The following is a 17,782-nucleotide window of genomic DNA, read 5'->3' as shown; positions in this document are numbered from 1 at the left end:
AGTTTGAGTTACCACTTGTGAACATAAATAATGGCTCCGCCGTAAATATCGTAAAGTTTGCCAGTACTTATCTACAGCGCATTTAAGAATTCTATATATAGTTTTACACTTTTTTCTATGCTTTCTTTCGATGAATTATATTCAATTCCATAGTAAGCAAATATCGGGCGATAGTCTGCCCTGACATATTCGAAACTAAGTTCAAATGGTCGCGTAAGTTCTTTTAAAGGGTATCTATATTTTCCTGTGTTGCTCAACTCCTCTTCATCAACCCCTAATGATATAGCAAGCGTAACCTTCTTTCCTGATATTGGGTAGCCACTCTTACTTCCATATGCCCATCCATGGGTTAATACCTCATCAAGCCATTTCTTCAGGAACCACGGACTGTTAAACCAATAATAGGGAAACTGAAAAACGATTTTATCATATTGCTCAATGAGCTTTTGTTCAGCCACAACATCTATCTTTCCATTCGGATAAGCCTCGTGAAGCTGGTGAACAGCGTATCGATCAGGAAATTTATTGAGCTCCTGAATCCACCTTTTATTAACCAGTGAATTTTCGATATCTGGATGGGTAACAATGACTAGTGTTTGCATTTTTTCAAAATTATTTTATACAAAAGTACTGTCCGTTAACCAGCTTTTGTATATTAACAGCCCGTTGTAATGTACTATATAAAATGTAAGTAATGACAGATATTAAAACAGCATCGACCAATTTTGCTAATAAACAGGCGCTTGCAGAGGAATGTCCGGAAGCTTACGCTTCGAATATACTAGGTGGACAGTGGACGTTGGTGATATGTTCGTGGCTATTGGAAGGAAAACTGAGATTTAGTGAATTGAAAAAGCGTTTGCCCAATATCACTGAACGAATGTTAAGTTTGCAACTACGCAAGCTGGAAGATAACAAAATGATCAGCCGGACAGTCTATCCGGAAGTACCCCCAAGAGTAGAATATGAACTGACGACGATCGGATATGAATTAAAGCCTATCATTAAAGCGCTGGAGGATTGGGGAAGCCGGCATAAGGCCACGATGGAGGAGGCTTAGATACAAGTAGCCTTAAAGTTAAATTTTTCTGAAACGAAAGGTAAGCAATCGCAAGCTTGATTGCTGAAGCAGTGACTTGTGGAAAACAGGCAGGCATGTTGGTACTTGGGACGGGAGGAAAAATTTTCCTTTGGCCTATAGTACATTGTTTAATGCTAAGGGATATTAGTAGTGAGGACCATTAATTGATACCATATTAAATGAAACACTTATTTTTATTCTTTGCGCTGCTTACAGCAAGCCAGTTTACAAAGGCCCAGGTTCAAATACCGCTAATCCCAAAACCGGTTGAAGCCGTTCAGCTGGGTTCAACATTTATTCTTGATCAGCACACGCAGATTTTCGGCGATGAAAATACGGCTGCTATAGCCCACTATCTTCAAGCAGAGATATTGAAATATAGTGCCGTAAGTTTGCGTACAGGTAATCAGGGTAGCGCAAATTATATTCATTTGAAGCTTACGCCCAAAGTGAAACAACCCGCTGAGGCTTATCAGCTTTCGGTTTTGGAAAATAAGATCGAAATTAAGGCATCATACCCTCAGGGTTTGTTTGCAGGTGTTTCTTCCCTGCTCCAACTCATCCGCCAACAAAATGTCGTTAAAGGTCGCATCAGCCTTTCAGGCTGGCAAATAAAAGATCATCCCCGTTACGCCTGGCGTGGAATCATGCTGGATGAATCCCGTCATTTTTTCGGTAAGGAAAAAGTAAAGCAGCTATTAGACTGGATGGCTTTTTATAAGCTTAACAAGTTTCACTGGCATTTGACTGATCAACCAGGCTGGCGGATTGAAATTAAAGCTTATCCGAAGTTAACCCTGGTGGGTGGAATTGGCAATCACACAGACTCTTTGGCCAAGGCTCAGTACTACACACAGGAAGAAATAAAAGAAATAGTCAGGTATGCTGCTGAACGGTATATTGACGTAATCCCGGAAATTGATATGCCTGGTCATGCCACAGCTGCCAACAGGGCTTATCCGGCATTCAGTGGCGGTGGCTCACCCAAATATCCGGAGTTCACTTTTAATCCGGGTAAAGAGGAAACATATGCGTACCTGTCAAGTATTCTGCAGGAAGTCGATGTGCTTTTCCCATCACAGATGATTCATATAGGTGCGGATGAAGTTCATTTTGGTAATGCACACTGGAATAAGGATGAGGCTGTGCAGCAACTGATAAAAAAGCAGAATTTTAAAGACCTGCCAGAGGTTGAAGCTTATTTTGTGAAAAGAATGGCAGATAGTATCAAAAATATGAACAATGAAGTATTGGCATGGGATGAGATTGTTAGTGGAAAGTTAAGTACTGATAAAACCACTGTTTTCTGGTGGAGGCATGACAAACCGGAGGTTTTAAAACAGGCACTGCAAAAAGGGTTTAAGGTTGTACTTTGCCCACGTTTGCCACTATACTTCGATTTTGTTCAGGATTCATCTCAAGTGCTGGGCCGTAAATGGTCGGGCAGTTTTGTTCCGGTACAAAATGTTTATAATTTTCCGGGAGCGGCCGTAACAGATTTGCCAAATGCCGGTAATTTAATACGGGGAATGCAAGCCAATTTATGGACAGAAGCTTTTGTAGAAAACCAACAACTGGATTATATGCTTTTTCCACGTATGGCGGCACTCGCCGAAGCAGCGTGGACAAATCAAGCTGGCAAAAACTACGAAGGATTCAGCGATCGATTAAAAAAACACTTCAGGTTATACAGTCTAGACGGACTTTACTTTTTTAATCCCTTTAGACCTAAAACTTCACCCGAATGGCTTACTCCCCTACAGCGAAAAGGGCTTGTTCCAAATAATGAAGCTCAAACAAAGCAAGAAAAAGGAGGTTAATAAAGCGCGGTTAATCGTGGTTTTTAATGAGTTCAAAGCTGATTTCGGAGAGGCTTTCCAGACTTAACGCATTAACAGTGGCGCCGATACTGGCAAGTTTTATGAATTTCAGGTTAGTCGGTTTGTTGTCCTGATGGTAAATGATCGAGATCCGGCCATCAGGCAGATAGGAGACATCGCCAATAACATGCTGCTTTTCAACCGGACTCTTAACAGGAAGTTTGATGCTTAGCAGGGCATACTTTTCACGGTGGTCGATGTCCTTCATTTTAAGCGTCATAGGCAATCTGGTGATAAATGCTCTGGTGGTAGCATTTTCAGTCAGTACAGCCTCTACGCTACGGCCTCCGCTGCTGATTTTTAGTTTTTTACCACTTATATTCTGCTGGCGGCTGGCGATAGGTCCCTCATCGTTTTCGCCCTGGATCAATATTGCAGGAATACCAATCAATAAAACAAGAATTAGAATAGCAATTAAATTGAGCCTCTTCATCATAAAATACCGTACGGTTCTTATTGCTTTCATATTTATACAGGAAATTGAAATGGTTTTTATCCTCCTGGTTAGGAAAGGGCTCGTTTTCCAAATGTCGGGATTATTTAACTGAGATTTGGCTCGAATTCAAAACTTATTGTTGTAATGTTGCCGATCAGGAATATGGTTAGCAGGAGCCTTGCAATATATCCTTATTATTGAAACCATTTTTGGGGCACGGCGTTGTAGCTTGTGTTGATTAATACCATATCATGAAGATACTGTTCAGATACCTGATTCCCTACAAATGGCTGATTGTTGCATCGCTGGCACTGGCTGCAGCATCGCAACTTCTGAGTTTACTTGATCCCGTTATTTTTGGGAAAATTATTGATGATTACTCAACAAATAAACTTGGCCTGAGCCAAAAGGAGCTGATATCAGCAGTAGTTTACTGGTTAGTAATCGCACTGGTGATTGCACTGGTTGCCAGGTTATGTAAATCGGTTCAGGAGTTTATTACCCGCAAGGCCGTGGCCAGCTTTGGAATGAGCATATTCAACGATGGCTTAAAGCAGACGCTTCGGCTTACCTTTCAGGAGTTTGAAGAAAACAGAAGCGGAACGACATTATCTGTATTACAAAAGGTTAAAACTGATGCAGAAAGGTTTATCAATGCTTTCATTAATATTCTGTTTTCATCGCTCGTTGGTATTGCTTTCCTTTTGTGGTATAGCATTAATAAAAACTGGTTGCTGGTTCCGGTTTTTTTTATTGGGGTACTGGTTCTGGGTTCACTAACAGGACTGGTTTCGAAAAGAATAAAGTTTATTCAACGCTCCATAAATCGTCAGGCCGATAAGCAGGCCGGTATTATCACAGAAAGCCTGCGAAACATCGAGCTGGTGAAAAGCCTTGGTTTAACTTTTGCAGAAATCAGACGGCTGAATGAACAAACTAAAAAGATATTTGATCTGGAAATGCTGAAGGCAAAAAAGGTGAGTAGTTTGTCTTTTCTTCAGGGTGGACTATTGATTTTATTAAAGCAATCTGTACTATTTATATTGTTGTGGTTAATATTCCGGAACATTCTCAGTACAGGTGAACTTATTGCCATGCAGTTTATTTCTACGGCTATATTTACGCCGCTACAGGATCTGGGTAATATGATCATTCTGTACCGGGAAGCCGATGCTTCGCTGAATACTTTTGATATGCTGATGCGAAAATCTATAGAGACACGTCCTGAAAACTCAGTTGAAGTGGCAGACCTTGAAACACTGGCGTTCAAAAACGTGGTCTTTCGTCATAAAACAGCATCTTACAATGCCATCGACGATTTATCCTTCAGCATCAGTAATGGGCAAACGGCTGCCTTTGTTGGTCCCTCGGGATCTGGTAAATCAACGTTAGTGAAGTTATTGGTTGGCCTTTATTTGCCTATGGAAGGTGAAATTTCTTTCAATGGCATTTCTTCCAGCCAGGTTCGCTACAATCCCCTTCGCCGGCAAATCGGATTTGTTACTCAGGAAACTCAGCTTTATGCCGGCTCAATCAAAGATAATATGCGCTTTGTTAACCCTGCAGCAACCGACCAGGAGATACGGGACGCCTTAGATAAAGCTTCTGCAACTGGTTTAATTGCCAAAGCAACCAACGGTATAGACACTGTGCTCGGAGAAAATGGCATGAAACTGTCGGGAGGAGAGAAACAGCGTATTTCCATCGCCAGGGCACTACTGAGAAAACCAAGGCTGTTGATTTTCGACGAGGCCACATCGGCGCTCGATTCTATTACTGAAGAAGAAATTTCAAAAACCATTCGGGAAATATCTGACAAGAGGGAACAAATGACGATTTTGATTGCACACAGGCTTTCTACCATTATGCATGCAGACACCATCTATGTATTGGAAAAGGGGAAGGTTTCTGAAGTCGGTTCACATGATTCGCTGCTTGATCAGAAGGGATTATATTATTCCATGTGGAGGCAACAAATCGGGGAGCGCAGATAAGTAGTTTAAAACTATAGTTAATGTAACTTTTTATTAACGTTGCGCTGTTGTACCTTTGCGCGGAAATGATGAAAGTAATTTAGGTGTCTTAATCGACTGTAGATGCTGATCGATTCAAACTTTATGCGCCCTAGTGGGTTGATTAAAAACCGGATCTTATTTACATCCACCATTTGATCCCAGTGATCCATCAATATAAAATAAAATGAAAAAAGTTGTTATCATAGGAGGAGGTTTTGCAGGACTTAACCTGGCGAAAAAACTCTCCAAATCACCTGAACATCAGGTTACGCTGGTTGATCAGCATAATTACCATTTCTTTCCGCCACTGCTTTATCAGGTAGCCACTGCTTTTATAGAGCCATCCAATATCAGCTATCCATTCCGGAAATTATTTCAGGAGAAAGGAATACGTTTTTTTATGGGCAAACTGGAGTCAATTGCGGTTGAAGAGCGCAGGATTACGACAAACAATGGTGTGCTGGACTACGATGTACTGGTACTTGCCATGGGAGCGGAAACTAATTTTTTTGGAAACGAAGAAATCAGCCAAAATGCACTCCCAATGAAAAGCATAGAAGATGCCGTAGAAATGCGGAATCATATTTTGCTACAGTTTGAAAAAGCCGTGCGTGCGGAGCATGTGGACGATAAAAGAAGGCTTTCTAATATAGTTATTGCCGGCGGAGGACCTACAGGTGTTGAACTGGCAGGTATGATGGCCGAAATGGGAAGAAATGTACTCGCAAAAGACTACCCGGAAGCAGGCTTTAAAATGGGTAAAATATACCTGGTAGATGGTTTAAAAACTTTGCTCGCACCCATGAGTGAAAAAAGTCAGAATGAGGCAATTATAGTTTTGAAAAATTTAGGTGTTGAGATATTGCTGGATAAACTGGTGAAGGGATATGATGGGACCAAAGTGAGTTTGTCTGACGGTACGGAAATAGAGGCGGCAACGCTAATATGGGCATCGGGGGTTATTGCAAGGTCAGTAGAAGGAATCCCAAAAGAGTCGGTTGGAAAAGGCAGGAGAATTCTGGTGAACGCCAATAATCAGGTTAACGGATTAAAAGGGGTTTATGCCATTGGTGATCAGTGTCTCCAGCTTACCGATCCGAAATTTCCTGATGGGCACCCTCAACTGGCGCAAGTTGCCATTCAGCAGGGAGATTTATTAGGAGAGAACCTAATGCATGAAGTACAGGGGAAGCCTTTGAAATCTTTTGCTTATAATGATAAAGGCTCGATGGCGATTATTGCTAAATTCAAAGCTGTGGTAGATTTACCTAAAGGTTTTTTCAAAGGATTTTTTGCCTGGTTAGTGTGGTTGTTTATCCATATCATTCCAATAGCCGGATTTAGAAACAAAGCAAAACTGGCTTTTAACTGGTTATGGAGCTTTATTACCAACGATCCGACATTAAGGCTGATTATCAGACCAGATAAGAAAGATTAAAGTTTCTATTCGGTTTTACTGTAAAAATGGGCGCTTTGATGATTTCGAAGTGGTGTGTCTGTGGTGTAATAAAAATTTTACAATTTCTGTTTGATAATTGCGAAATCTTTCTAATTTCGTAACAGAACTAATAATTAATTATCCTACAAACTCACGCAGCAGATATCTGTCAGAGGTATTGTTGCATCCATTTTTTTATGCATAAAGCGAAATCATTCCTGTCTAGTCTGGTGTACAACAAGTTTTTCTGGCAATTTTTTCTGGCAATATTCATGTTGGGCATGGCCGTCTTCTTCATCAGGTCTCAACATGTAGAGGTTGTTCAAATCACCAGACAACTGGATACAGCAGTCCCGGCCTATGTGGTTTTGGGTATGCTGCTAACAGGAGTTTACATCATAGCACAAGGGCAAATGTATGTTTACAGTTTTAAAGCACTGGATGTAGACATTTCACTGGTCAACTCCATCAAACTTTTCTTAAAACGGAACCTGATCAGCATTTTTCTTCCTGCCGGTGGGTTTTCATCTCTCATATTTTTTACCAGGGAAATAGAGGAAAAAGGCATTTCGAAATCAAAAATTCACCTCTCTTCTACACTTTTTGCATTTTGCGGTATTTTATCGGTGGTACTGGTTGCCATTCCGGTTCTGGGAGTTGCGTTATTGTCGACCAAGCTTGGGCAGACAGAAATACTCAGCTTCTTGTTTCTGCTGGTATTAACCGCATTTCTATTTATCACGATTTATTCCATATCACAGAAAACCTGGGCATACCGTTACATTTCAAAATTAAGACCATCACTATCCACTGTGTTTGATGACATGATTGAAGAACAAATCAGTCGCAAGCACTTTTGGCTCACCCTGCTTGTTTCCATTGCAATTGAATTTATCGGTATACTGCACCTGTATATCTGCATGCTAGCCCTGGGTTTCGAGGCCAGTATTCCGGCGGCAATTGTGGGGTATATTGTAATGGTGATCCTCCTCATAGCTTCTCCCTTTTTACGGGGATTAGGAACCATCGAAGTTTCTCTGACATTTATTCTCGGACAATTTGGTTTTCCACTCATTGCTGCTGCAACGATTACCCTAATGTTCAGGTTTTTTGAATTCTGGCTTCCACTAATCGGGGGGATTGTTAGCTTCATTATGAAAAAGGATAGCATTGTTCTTCGTTTATTGCCTGCGTTTATTATACTTATCCTCGGGGTAGTTAATATTATTTCGTCCATTACGCCATCCATCCCGACCCGTTTACGTCTGGTAAAGAATATTATACCGGAAGATTTGATTGTGACCAGCAATGCTTTGGTATTGATTTTCGGTCTAATACTGGTTATGCTCAGTATTTTCCTGTTACAGGGATCGAAAAGAGCATGGTATGTAGCTTTGGCGCTGACCTTGTTTTCGATTCTCGGACATTTACTAAAAGCAGCAGACTATGAGGAGGCGCTACTGGCTTTAGTTGCCGGAGCATCATTATTTTATACCCGGGAGAATTACCAGCTGAAGCCGCATCCAAGGTTTGTTAAAATTTCATATGCTGTATTTATTTACGCCATTGTTGCCGTATTTGCCTACGGAGTTGTCGGTTTTTACTTTATGGAGAAACGGCATTTCGGAGTGGAGTTTAAATTTACAGATTCTATAGTTGCCGTATTGAAAGTGATTTTCTTTATTGACGACCGTGCATTGCATCCCCTTACTACTTTCGGCGTTCATTTCGAAGAATCTATTTATGGCGCAAGTGGGTTGGTTATGCTGTTTATTATCTTCAGTTTACTTAAGCCGTACTTTTCCAAACCATACAACACTGCTGAGGATTTTACAGAAGCGGATGCTTTATTGAAGGACAATGGTATTTCCGCACTCGACTATTTTAAAACATACCCTGACAAGTTTGTGTATTTCAACGAAGCCAGAACTGCATTCATCAGTTTTAAGATCACGCGCCACTTTGCGCTTGTTCTAGAAGATCCTGTGGCCGGATCGGTTGAGGAGAAGCTCGCCATGATCCAAAAGTTTGAGGAGCGTTGCCGCGATACTGGTTTTATTGCCGCTTATTACCGGGTGCCTGAAGAATCACTTGACATGTATAAATCGCTTGGTAAAAAATCAATCCCGATAGGGGAAGAGGCTGTTTTGGATCTGACTAAATTTACCATTGATGGCGGAAAAATGAAGACCACCAGAAGTGCGATTAACAGGCTAAGCGGAGAGGGTTATGTATTTAACGTATATAAAGGACAGCAGAAGGAGGGGTTATTACAAAAGCTTCAAACTGTTTCTGATAACTGGCTTAGGGATTTAAATCAAAAAGAGGTAGCATTTACGCAAGGTGTATTTGATAAAACAATCTTAAAAAATCAAACGATCTTAACTATAGAAGATCAGGAAGAAAAAGTATATGCATTTTTGAATCTGGTGCCAGACTATGCTCCCGGAGAAGCAACTTACGATTTAATCCGTAAAGAGACAGATGCTCCAAATGGCGTGTTGGATATGTTGCTGGCTAAAACATTCTTGTTTTTAAAAGAAGAGGGTTACCAGTATGTGAATATGGGCTTAGCGCCTCTATCAGGTATTGATGGAGAAGACCTTACCCAAAAAACCATTAAATATGCCTATGAGAATCTCAAAGCCTTTGCCCAGTTTAAGGGCTTAAGAAAATATAAAGAGAAATTCTTCCCGGAATGGAAAAAGAAATACCTTATTTACGGACACCATTACCATCTGCTTCAGGTGCCAAACGCACTGAAAAGAATATCTGAAGGAAGCTAGATCAGAGGGCTGTTTGAATGGTAGCAACTACTTTTTTAATGTCATTATCAAATTTGTGCGATCCGGGTATTTGTGTTTTAGTGATGTTTTTCTTTTCCGGGATTAATTTATAGAGATCACTTTCTTCATTTTTGCCGAAAATAAATAATAACGGGCTATTGATTTTACTAATTTCAGGAACCAGTTTATATTTGGCTTCCTTATTGCCAAAACCCATCATATCCGTAAGTTTAATCACCAGATCGGTAGAGGTTGAAGGCGAAAGCAGGATCGTGGCTTTCAGTTTCACCTGCAAGTCTTTTGATAAGCGATGGCTCAAAAACAAAGCTGCATCTGCACCAAAAGAATAACCAATAATCGCAAATTCATCCTTGTCCCATGCTTTCAGGTAATATTCTATCGCCGCACTTAAATCTTGTGTCAGCTTTTCAGGAGATTTTTGCTCCCAGAAATACTTTCTGCTGTCGAGGCTTACCACGGCGTAATTTTTATCATTTAATGAAGTGGTTAAACTCTCGGAAAAGCTATTCAAGCCACCATCGCCGCTTAGATAAAAGATGACCTGTTTTGCCGTTGATTTTGCTTTAGCCGTTAGAGGTAATTTTGATATATCTTGCGACTTAAGGTTTGTTGCAGTTAGCATTAAAAAGGTGATAAGTGATAACTTGTACTTCATTGCGGCGATTTTTGATTGAGAACTGAGATGATTTTATCATATTCTGACTCCTTATAATGATGATCGCCATAAAGGCTCCCAATTACGAAGTTCTTTTGAACAATAGTTTCCAGGGCTTTTTCATTTTCGTCGATGCCATAAAAGCAAAATACGGGTATTTTTAATTTCTTCACCTCAAGGTCGACTTTATAAGGATAGTTATCGCTGGAAATATTTGCCAGATCACCAAAGTGAACCATAAAGTCGGTAGTTGAAAAGGGGGAGAGCATTTCCAGTGCCATGACATGTCTTTTTGCACGAAAGGGAAGTTGATTGTAAATAAACGGCAATACGTCGGCACCAAAAGAATAGCCCAACAGGTAAATCTGATCAGTTTTATATCTTAAGGCATATTTCCGGATCAACTGGACCAGGTCGTGTGCAGTTTGTTCGGGCGTTTTCTGATCCCAGAAATAATCACGGGAATTTATTCCGATGGTAAAAAAGTTATTTTCAGCAAATTTTACAGACAGATCATCTTCAAATTTGATCCAGCCACCGTCGCCCGAAAGAAAAATAAGCAGCTTTCTGGTCTGCGGTTTTTTAGCAGGATATAAAAATATAGGAAGATTGAATTCTCTGCTTTCAATTGCATTATGTTCGTGTACCCTGGCACGTTTGAACAAGGCACAGCTGCTCAAGCTTATGATTCCAGTGACCAGTAATAATACTCCCGCTGTTTTCATTTTAAAGGAATGTAAAACCAAGCATAAACGATAGCCCATGTGGATTAATATCTAAATCATTGGTACTCATTTTATAACCTTTAAAACCTACGGCTAAAAACGTATTTAACCCAGGAGTAATGCTGTACTTGGTACCAAATCCTGTGTAAACATAAAATCCCTGTTCTTTAACTTTAGACTTGATATCAGGCATGGCATCTTCGGCGATATCATATTTGTTAAATGATATCCCCAGTGAAGATTCTACAAAAGGTTTGATTTGATGGCTTGTTTTAAAGTTGTATTTCAGGTTCCCGTAAACAGGTAAAAACTTAAGTTTGTACAGGACATAGCCGTTATCGTGATGGAGTGGTGTGGTAGCATACTCGAATCCAAAACCAGGCTCCAAGCCATTTGCAAGCAGATAATTTGTTTTTAAAGAAGGAGCATAAAACAGGTTGCCATGTGTTGATCTTAACAATTGAAAGGCGGGTGATATGGAAAATTTACCAGTACCGTTCGCTTCTTTCTGGGCATAGGTAACCATAGGAGCATAGATTAATAACAGGTAAATGAGTGTTCTTTTTAGCTTCATTAAGGGATAGTTTAGTTTGTTTTTTCACTCGCTGGAATCGAATCTTAAGCGTAATGTTATCATAGTTTGTGTAACAAATATATTATAAATAAGAATTTCCGCAAATAGCGGTTATTTTTTTTTCGCTAACATGAAATTGTTTTATAGTAAACCTCAGAGTAAGCCTTAATGATGGTTCAGGGAGGTAAAGGTTCTATGCAGAAAGCCAACTTCATTATAACTTCATAATTCTGTAGTTATTTCGTATTAGAAAATTAAGAAATGGAGCATGGTTTATTGAATATACCTGGTCATTAGCAAAAAAAGGTATTTTAAATCGGCTTGCCATCTCATAATCAGTAAAATAATCAGATAAACTATCAGACAAACGATGAAAAGAGTTTTCATTTCCCTTAGCCTGTTCACGATGCTTTACGTAACAGGTTGTTCTCAAAAGAAAGAAGAAAAAGCAGAAGAAGTTACTTACACCGCAACATCGCCGCTCACAATCGACACCTCTTTTACCAAAGAGTATGTGTCACAGATTAAGTCCGTGCGTAATATCGAGGTGAGGGCTTTCGAAAAAGGTTACCTGCAAAACATTTATGTTGATGAAGGTCAGCATGTAAAAGCAGGGCAGGTTTTATTTAAAATTATGCCTAAAATGGCACAGGCTGAGTTATTGAAAGCGCAGGCTGAAACCAAGGCGGCAGAAATTGAATTGGAAAACACCAAACTGCTTACCGACAAAAATGTAGTTTCTAAAAATGAACTGGCTATGGCGAAAGCTAAATTACAGCAGGCTAACGCTGAAGCGAGTCTGGCCAGATTCCACCTGACCAATACAGAAATCAAGGCGCCATTTGATGGGACTATCGATCGTCTTCCGATTAAAATAGGAAGTCTGGTTGATGATGGCGCATTGCTTACGAGCCTGTCTGATAATAGTCAGGTATTTGCTTATTTCAATGTGTCAGAACCAGAATATCTTAACTACCAATCATCTAAAAATAAGGGCCAGCAGGAAGTAAGCTTGCTCATGGCTAACAACGAATTACTGAAATCAAAAGGTAAAGTGGAGGTAATTGAAAGCGAATTTGATAATGAAACCGGAAATATCGCATTCAGGGCACGCTTCAATAATTCGGATAATCTGCTGAGAAATGGTGAAACGGGTAAAATTCAAATGGTTGTTCCTTTGAAAAAGGCGCTAATCATCCCTCAAAAAGCCACTTACGAATTGCAGGATAAGACCTATGTGTTTGTAATTGACCATAACAATACCGTTAAATCGAGAGAGATTACCATTGGGGGTGAGCTTCTGGATATTTATATCGTGTCGGGAGGCCTATCATCAGGCGATAAAATCCTTTTGGAAGGTGTACAGAAAGTGAAGGATGACGATAAAATCAAGTTCAAATTTGTATCCCCTAAAGAAGTGATAAGCCAATTGACATTAAAAGCCGAATAGTTTAATCTAAAGAGATTTATCATGTTTAGTAAATTTATTAAGAGACCCGTTCTCTCTATAGTAATATCCCTTGTCATTGTGTTTTTGGGTATTCTGGCCTTAACAGGTTTGCCGATTACACAATTTCCTTCCATCTCTCCGCCAAAAGTTAATATCACGGCAGAATATCCGGGAGCAAACAACGAACTGTTAATTAAGTCGGTTGTGATTCCCCTGGAACGTGCATTAAATGGTGTACCAGGGATGAAATATATTGCTTCCGACGCAGGTAACGACGGCGAGGCATCCATTCAGGTTATCTTCAACCTCGGAACCGACCCGAACCAGGCTACGCTTAATGTGCAGAACAGGGTAGCCGCAGTGACCAACAAATTACCACCTTTGGTTATTCGTGAGGGGATCAAAATCAGCCGTGAAGAATCGAGCATGTTAATGTATATCAACTTGTATAGCAAGGATAAAAACATGAACGAAAACTTTCTTTATAATTATGCCGATATTAACCTTTTGCCTGAGCTTAAACGCGTTGACGGGGTTGGTTTTGCTGATATTTTGGGTAACAGGGAGTATGCCATGCGCGTTTGGCTGAAGCCTGACAGAATGCTCGCCTATAAAATCTCGGCTGATGAGGTAATGGAAGCTTTGAATAATCAGAGTTTGGAAGCATCGCCGGGTAAAACAGGTGAAAGTTCCGGAAAGCGTTCAGAATCGTTTGAATATGTATTAAAATATTCAGGCCGTTTTACCACGAAAGAAGGATATGAGAACATCGTGTTGCGTGCCAATCCGGATGGGCAATTGCTCCGCTTGAAAGATGTAGCCAATATTGAATTTGGAAGCTCGATGTACGATTTGTATTCACACCTGAATGGCCGCCCCTCAGCAGCAATTGTTTTAAAGCAATCTTATGGAAGTAATGCACAGGAGGTAATTGATAATATCAAGGCCAAAATGAAAGAGATCAAGGGTGCATCTTTTCCAAAAGGTATGGATTATGAAATCAGTTACGACGTTTCTAAATTTCTCGATGCATCAATTGAAAAGGTTATCCACACACTGGTTGAAGCGTTTATTCTGGTAGGATTGGTTGTATTCATCTTTCTTGGCGACTGGCGTTCAACATTGATTCCGGCTATCGCTGTTCCCGTATCACTGATTGGTACGTTCATGTTTATGCAATTTTTTGGGATCACGATCAACCTGATCACGCTGTTTGCACTTGTACTCGCTATTGGAATTGTGGTAGATGATGCCATTGTAGTAATAGAGGCGGTGCACGCCAAGATGGAAAAAGACCGGCATTTATCGGTACTTAAAGCGACCCAGCAGGCCATCAGTGAGATTGGAGGTGCCATTATTGCAATCACTTTCTTAATGGCATCAGTGTTTATACCTGTTGCATTTATGGCTGGTCCTGTCGGTATATTTTACCGCCAGTTCTCTATCACCATGGCTACAGCCATCATCTTGTCAGGTATTGTAGCGCTTACCTTAACACCGGCATTATGTGCAATCATGTTGAAGAAACACGATCCGCACCATACCAAAAAGAAAACTATTGTTGATAAAGGCCTGGATGCCTTTAATAACTGGTTCTTTAAACTTACCGGCCGCTACCAGAAAATTCTCGACAAGGTAGTTACGCGCAGACTGGTAACCTTTGGAGTACTTGCGGCTTTCTGTGCCGGAACCTATTTCCTGAGCAGTACGGTTCCATCAGGTTTCATACCGAACGAAGATCAGGGAATGATTTATGCCGTAATTCAAACCCCTCCGGGATCTACGTTGGAGCGTACCAATCAGATTTCTGAGCGTTTGGAAGAAATATCTGAACATATTGAAGGTGTTAGATCCGTTTCAGCGCTTGCAGGTTATGAGGTACTTACGGAAGGTACAGGTGCCAACTCAGGTACTTGTTTAATTAACCTTGATGACTGGAAAGACCGTAAACAAACTGCCCAGCAGATTATCGAAGAACTTGAAGAAAAGGCCAAGGATATTCCCGGGGCGACCATCGAGTTCTTTCAGCCACCCGCAGTTCCTGGTTATGGTGCAGCAGGAGGTTTTGAGCTTCGTCTTTTAGATAAAGCCGGAAATAACGACTATGCAAAAATGGAGCAGGTGAGTAAGGATTTTGTAAAAGAGTTAAATAAGCAAAAAGAACTACAGTCTGTATTTACCTTTTACAGTGCCAGTTTCCCGCAGTATATGCTTGATATTGATAATGATAAGGCACAGCAAAAAGGGGTAACACCTGATAACGCGCTCAATACCTTATCTACATTGATTGGTAGTAACTACGAAACCAACTTCATCAAGTTTGGTCGTCAATATAAGGTTATTGTACAGGCTTTACCTCAATACCGTGCTTTGCCAGAGGATATCATGAAACTTTATGTTAAAAATGATAAAGACCAAATGGTTCCTTACTCGGCCTTCATGAGAATGAGAAAAGTGTACGGACTTTCGGAAATTACCCGTCACAACATGTATAATGCAGCTGAGATCAGTGGATCTGCCGCACCTGGATACAGTAGTGCCGAAGCGATTAATACCATTAAAGCCGTTGCAGAAAAAACACTTCCAAGAGGTTATGGTATTGATTGGGCTGGTATCTCTAAAGATCAGGTATCAAGAGGAAATGAAGCGATTTACATCTTCTTAATTTGTTTAGGTTTTGTTTATCTGGTTCTTTCAGCACAATATGAAAGCTTTATTCTGCCTTTGGCTGTAATCATATCATTACCTGCCGGTATTTTCGGAGCTTTCTTCTTCCTGAAGTTATTCGGACTGGAAAATAACATTTATGCACAGGTATCGATGGTGATGCTCATCGGTTTACTGGGGAAAAACGCGGTACTGATTGTAGAGTTTGCGGCTTTGAAACATGCTGAAGGCAAAACTATTCTGGCGGCAGCCATGGAAGGGGCAATTGTAAGGTTCAGGCCAATCCTGATGACTTCGTTTGCCTTTATTGCCGGATTGATTCCATTGGTATTTGCTACAGGACCGGGTGCCATTGGTAACCGCACTATTGGTTCGGCTGCGGCAGGCGGGATGTTGTTCGGTACCATTTTCGGTGTAGTGCTGATCCCCGGACTTTACTATGTGTTTGGTACCATTGCCGACAAACGTAAGTTGATCAAAATTGAAGAAGAACATCCTTTAACCGAAGACTTATAATATCATGTTAAATAAAAATATATATAAAATCGTTGGTTTAGGCTTTATATGCGCTGCTTACAGCGCATGTAAAGTGCCTGATTTCGCTCAACGTACAGAAAATAAAAATGTACCGGGAAGTTTCAACACTTCAGTTGATACATTGAGCAGTGGAAAAGTACAATGGCGTCAGTTTTTTACCGATCCACATCTGGTAAGTCTGATTGACACAGCTTTAAAAAATAATCAGGAGCTGAACGTTACTTTGCAGGAGATTGAAATCGCCAGGAATGAAATCAAGGCCAGAAAAGGAGAGCTTTTACCCACAGTTGGTTATAGAGTTGGAGCAGGTTTAGATAAAGTTGGCCGCTATACCAGCAGTGGTGCTGGTGATGCATCAACCGATATTACACCTGGAAAAGAAGTTCCTGAGGTTTTACCGGACTATGCTTTTGGTTTGGAAGCAAACTGGGAAGCTGATATCTGGCACAAGTTGCGCAATGCAAAAAAGGCATCTCTAACCCGTTATTTAGCTACCGTAGAGGGCAGAAATTTTGTAATTACTAACCTGGTTGCTGAAATTGCAAATACTTATTACGAGTTGCTTGCACAGGATAACCAGCTGGAAATTGTAAAACAAAATATTGCTTTACAAAGTAATGCGCTAGAACTGATGAAAGTACAAAAGCAGGCCATGCGGGTTACTGAACTGGCAGTTCGTAAATTTGAGGCAGAAGTAATGAGTTCCAGAAGTCTTGAGTTTGATATTCAGCAACAGATTACAGAATCCGAGAATAAAATTAATTTTTTGCTCGGTCGCTACCCACAACCAATTGCCAGAGATCATTCGGGCTTTACTGATTTAGTTCCGCCAACGGTTCAGGCAGGTATTCCTTCGCAATTGCTGGCGAACCGTCCTGATATAAAACAGGCAGAGTATGATCTGGCGGCTGCAAAATTAGATGTTAAAGTGGCTAAGGCTCAGTTTTACCCTTCATTGGGTATTTCAGCTACTCTAGGCTATCAGGCATTTAATCCTTCTTATTTATTGAGAACACCTGAATCTTTAGCTTATTCATTGGCAGGAGATCTGGCTGGTCCGATTATAAACAAAAATGCAATTAAAGCAGAGTACCTGACCGCAAATTCGAAGCAGTTGCAGGCGGTATTCAATTACGAAAAAACCATTCTCAATGGGTATATTGAGGTGGCCAACCAACTGTCGAATATCAACAATCTGCAAAAAAGCTATGATTTAAAGTCAAAGCAGGTAGTGGCACTAACACAGTCAATTGATATTGTGAACGATTTATTCAAAGCAACGCGGGCAGATTATTTCGAAGTATTGATGACCCAGCGGGATGCTTTACAATCAAAACTAGAACTGATTGAAACCAAAAAACAGCAGCTTAACGCGGTGGTGAATATTTACCATGCCTTAGGTGGCGGCTGGAATTAATATATTTTTCGTAGATCCCATTAAGACAGCCCTGAAAAGCTGTCTTTTTTTGTGTCTTATGGTTTCGTTATATTTGCTTTTGTTTCTTTTTTTTAAGCTT

General features: G+C 40.5%; 13 protein-coding genes. 8 read left to right on the top strand and 5 right to left on the bottom strand.

Annotated elements, in window-relative coordinates:
• Nucleotides 1-71: 71 nt before the first annotated feature.
• Complete coding sequence (locus AB669_RS10580) at nt 72-602, bottom strand: NAD(P)H-dependent oxidoreductase (protein WP_047799277.1); 531 nt, start codon at nt 600-602, stop codon at nt 72-74.
• Between the two features lie 92 nt (nt 603-694).
• Between AB669_RS10580 and AB669_RS10575 the strand changes: the two genes are divergently transcribed.
• Both AB669_RS10575 and AB669_RS10570 read left to right on the top strand, forming a co-directional pair.
• Nucleotides 695-1,060: a helix-turn-helix domain-containing protein gene (locus tag AB669_RS10575; RefSeq protein ID WP_047799276.1), complete on the top strand. Its 366-nt coding sequence runs from the start codon at nt 695-697 to the stop codon at nt 1,058-1,060.
• A gap of 200 nt (nt 1,061-1,260) precedes the next feature.
• Complete coding sequence (locus AB669_RS10570; protein ID WP_047799275.1) at nt 1,261-2,901, top strand: beta-N-acetylhexosaminidase; 1,641 nt, start codon at nt 1,261-1,263, stop codon at nt 2,899-2,901.
• Between the two features lie 10 nt (nt 2,902-2,911).
• Here AB669_RS10570 and AB669_RS10565 read toward each other — a convergent pair whose 3' ends face one another.
• Nucleotides 2,912-3,427, bottom strand: a complete 516-nt coding sequence (locus AB669_RS10565) for a cyclophilin-like fold protein (RefSeq protein ID WP_047799274.1) — start codon at nt 3,425-3,427, stop codon at nt 2,912-2,914.
• 221 nt (nt 3,428-3,648) lie between these two features.
• Between AB669_RS10565 and AB669_RS10560 the strand changes: the two genes are divergently transcribed.
• The 3 genes from AB669_RS10560 to AB669_RS10550 all read left to right on the top strand — a co-directional run bounded on the left by AB669_RS10560 (nt 3,649) and on the right by AB669_RS10550 (nt 9,636).
• On the top strand, nt 3,649-5,391 hold the full coding sequence (locus tag AB669_RS10560; protein WP_047799273.1) for an ABC transporter ATP-binding protein: 1,743 nt from the start codon (nt 3,649-3,651) through the stop codon (nt 5,389-5,391).
• Between the two features lie 205 nt (nt 5,392-5,596).
• Nucleotides 5,597-6,850: an NAD(P)/FAD-dependent oxidoreductase gene (locus AB669_RS10555; RefSeq protein ID WP_047799272.1), complete on the top strand. Its 1,254-nt coding sequence runs from the start codon at nt 5,597-5,599 to the stop codon at nt 6,848-6,850.
• A 197-nt stretch (nt 6,851-7,047) separates the two neighbouring features.
• Complete coding sequence (locus tag AB669_RS10550) at nt 7,048-9,636, top strand: phosphatidylglycerol lysyltransferase domain-containing protein (RefSeq protein ID WP_047799271.1); 2,589 nt, start codon at nt 7,048-7,050, stop codon at nt 9,634-9,636.
• 1 nt (nt 9,637) lies between these two features.
• Here AB669_RS10550 and AB669_RS10545 read toward each other — a convergent pair whose 3' ends face one another.
• Genes AB669_RS10545 through AB669_RS10535 form a run of 3 tightly spaced genes read right to left on the bottom strand, consistent with a single transcriptional unit; the run spans nt 9,638 to nt 11,611 of the window.
• Complete coding sequence (locus AB669_RS10545; RefSeq protein ID WP_047799270.1) at nt 9,638-10,312, bottom strand: AcvB/VirJ family lysyl-phosphatidylglycerol hydrolase; 675 nt, start codon at nt 10,310-10,312, stop codon at nt 9,638-9,640.
• Entirely contained in the window at nt 10,309-11,037 is a 729-nt protein-coding gene (locus tag AB669_RS10540; protein ID WP_047799269.1) for an AcvB/VirJ family lysyl-phosphatidylglycerol hydrolase, read from the bottom strand. The genes AB669_RS10545 and AB669_RS10540 overlap by 4 nt, the downstream gene beginning before the upstream one ends.
• A gap of 1 nt (nt 11,038) precedes the next feature.
• Nucleotides 11,039-11,611, bottom strand: a complete 573-nt coding sequence (locus AB669_RS10535) for an outer membrane beta-barrel protein (RefSeq protein ID WP_156166726.1) — start codon at nt 11,609-11,611, stop codon at nt 11,039-11,041.
• A 370-nt stretch (nt 11,612-11,981) separates the two neighbouring features.
• Between AB669_RS10535 and AB669_RS10530 the strand changes: the two genes are divergently transcribed.
• From AB669_RS10530 to AB669_RS10520, 3 genes are read left to right on the top strand one after another with little or no spacing between them, the layout of a single operon-like run.
• Nucleotides 11,982-13,061 carry an efflux RND transporter periplasmic adaptor subunit gene (locus AB669_RS10530; RefSeq protein WP_047799267.1) on the top strand — a complete coding sequence of 360 codons (1,080 nt, stop codon included), beginning with the start codon at nt 11,982-11,984 and terminating at the stop codon, nt 13,059-13,061.
• A 21-nt stretch (nt 13,062-13,082) separates the two neighbouring features.
• A complete protein-coding gene (locus AB669_RS10525; protein WP_047799266.1) occupies nt 13,083-16,244 on the top strand; it encodes an efflux RND transporter permease subunit in 3,162 nt (1,053 codons plus the stop codon).
• Between the two features lie 4 nt (nt 16,245-16,248).
• Nucleotides 16,249-17,682: a TolC family protein gene (locus tag AB669_RS10520; protein WP_047799265.1), complete on the top strand. Its 1,434-nt coding sequence runs from the start codon at nt 16,249-16,251 to the stop codon at nt 17,680-17,682.
• The last annotated feature ends 100 nt before the right edge of the window (nt 17,683-17,782 follow it).

Origin of the sequence: Pedobacter sp. BMA, assembly GCF_001027745.1 — a bacterium.
Classification (GTDB): Bacteria; Bacteroidota; Bacteroidia; order Sphingobacteriales; family Sphingobacteriaceae; genus Pedobacter.
The sequence above is the reverse complement of the archived record's forward strand: the minus strand, read 5'-3'. Positions and strand labels throughout refer to the sequence as shown.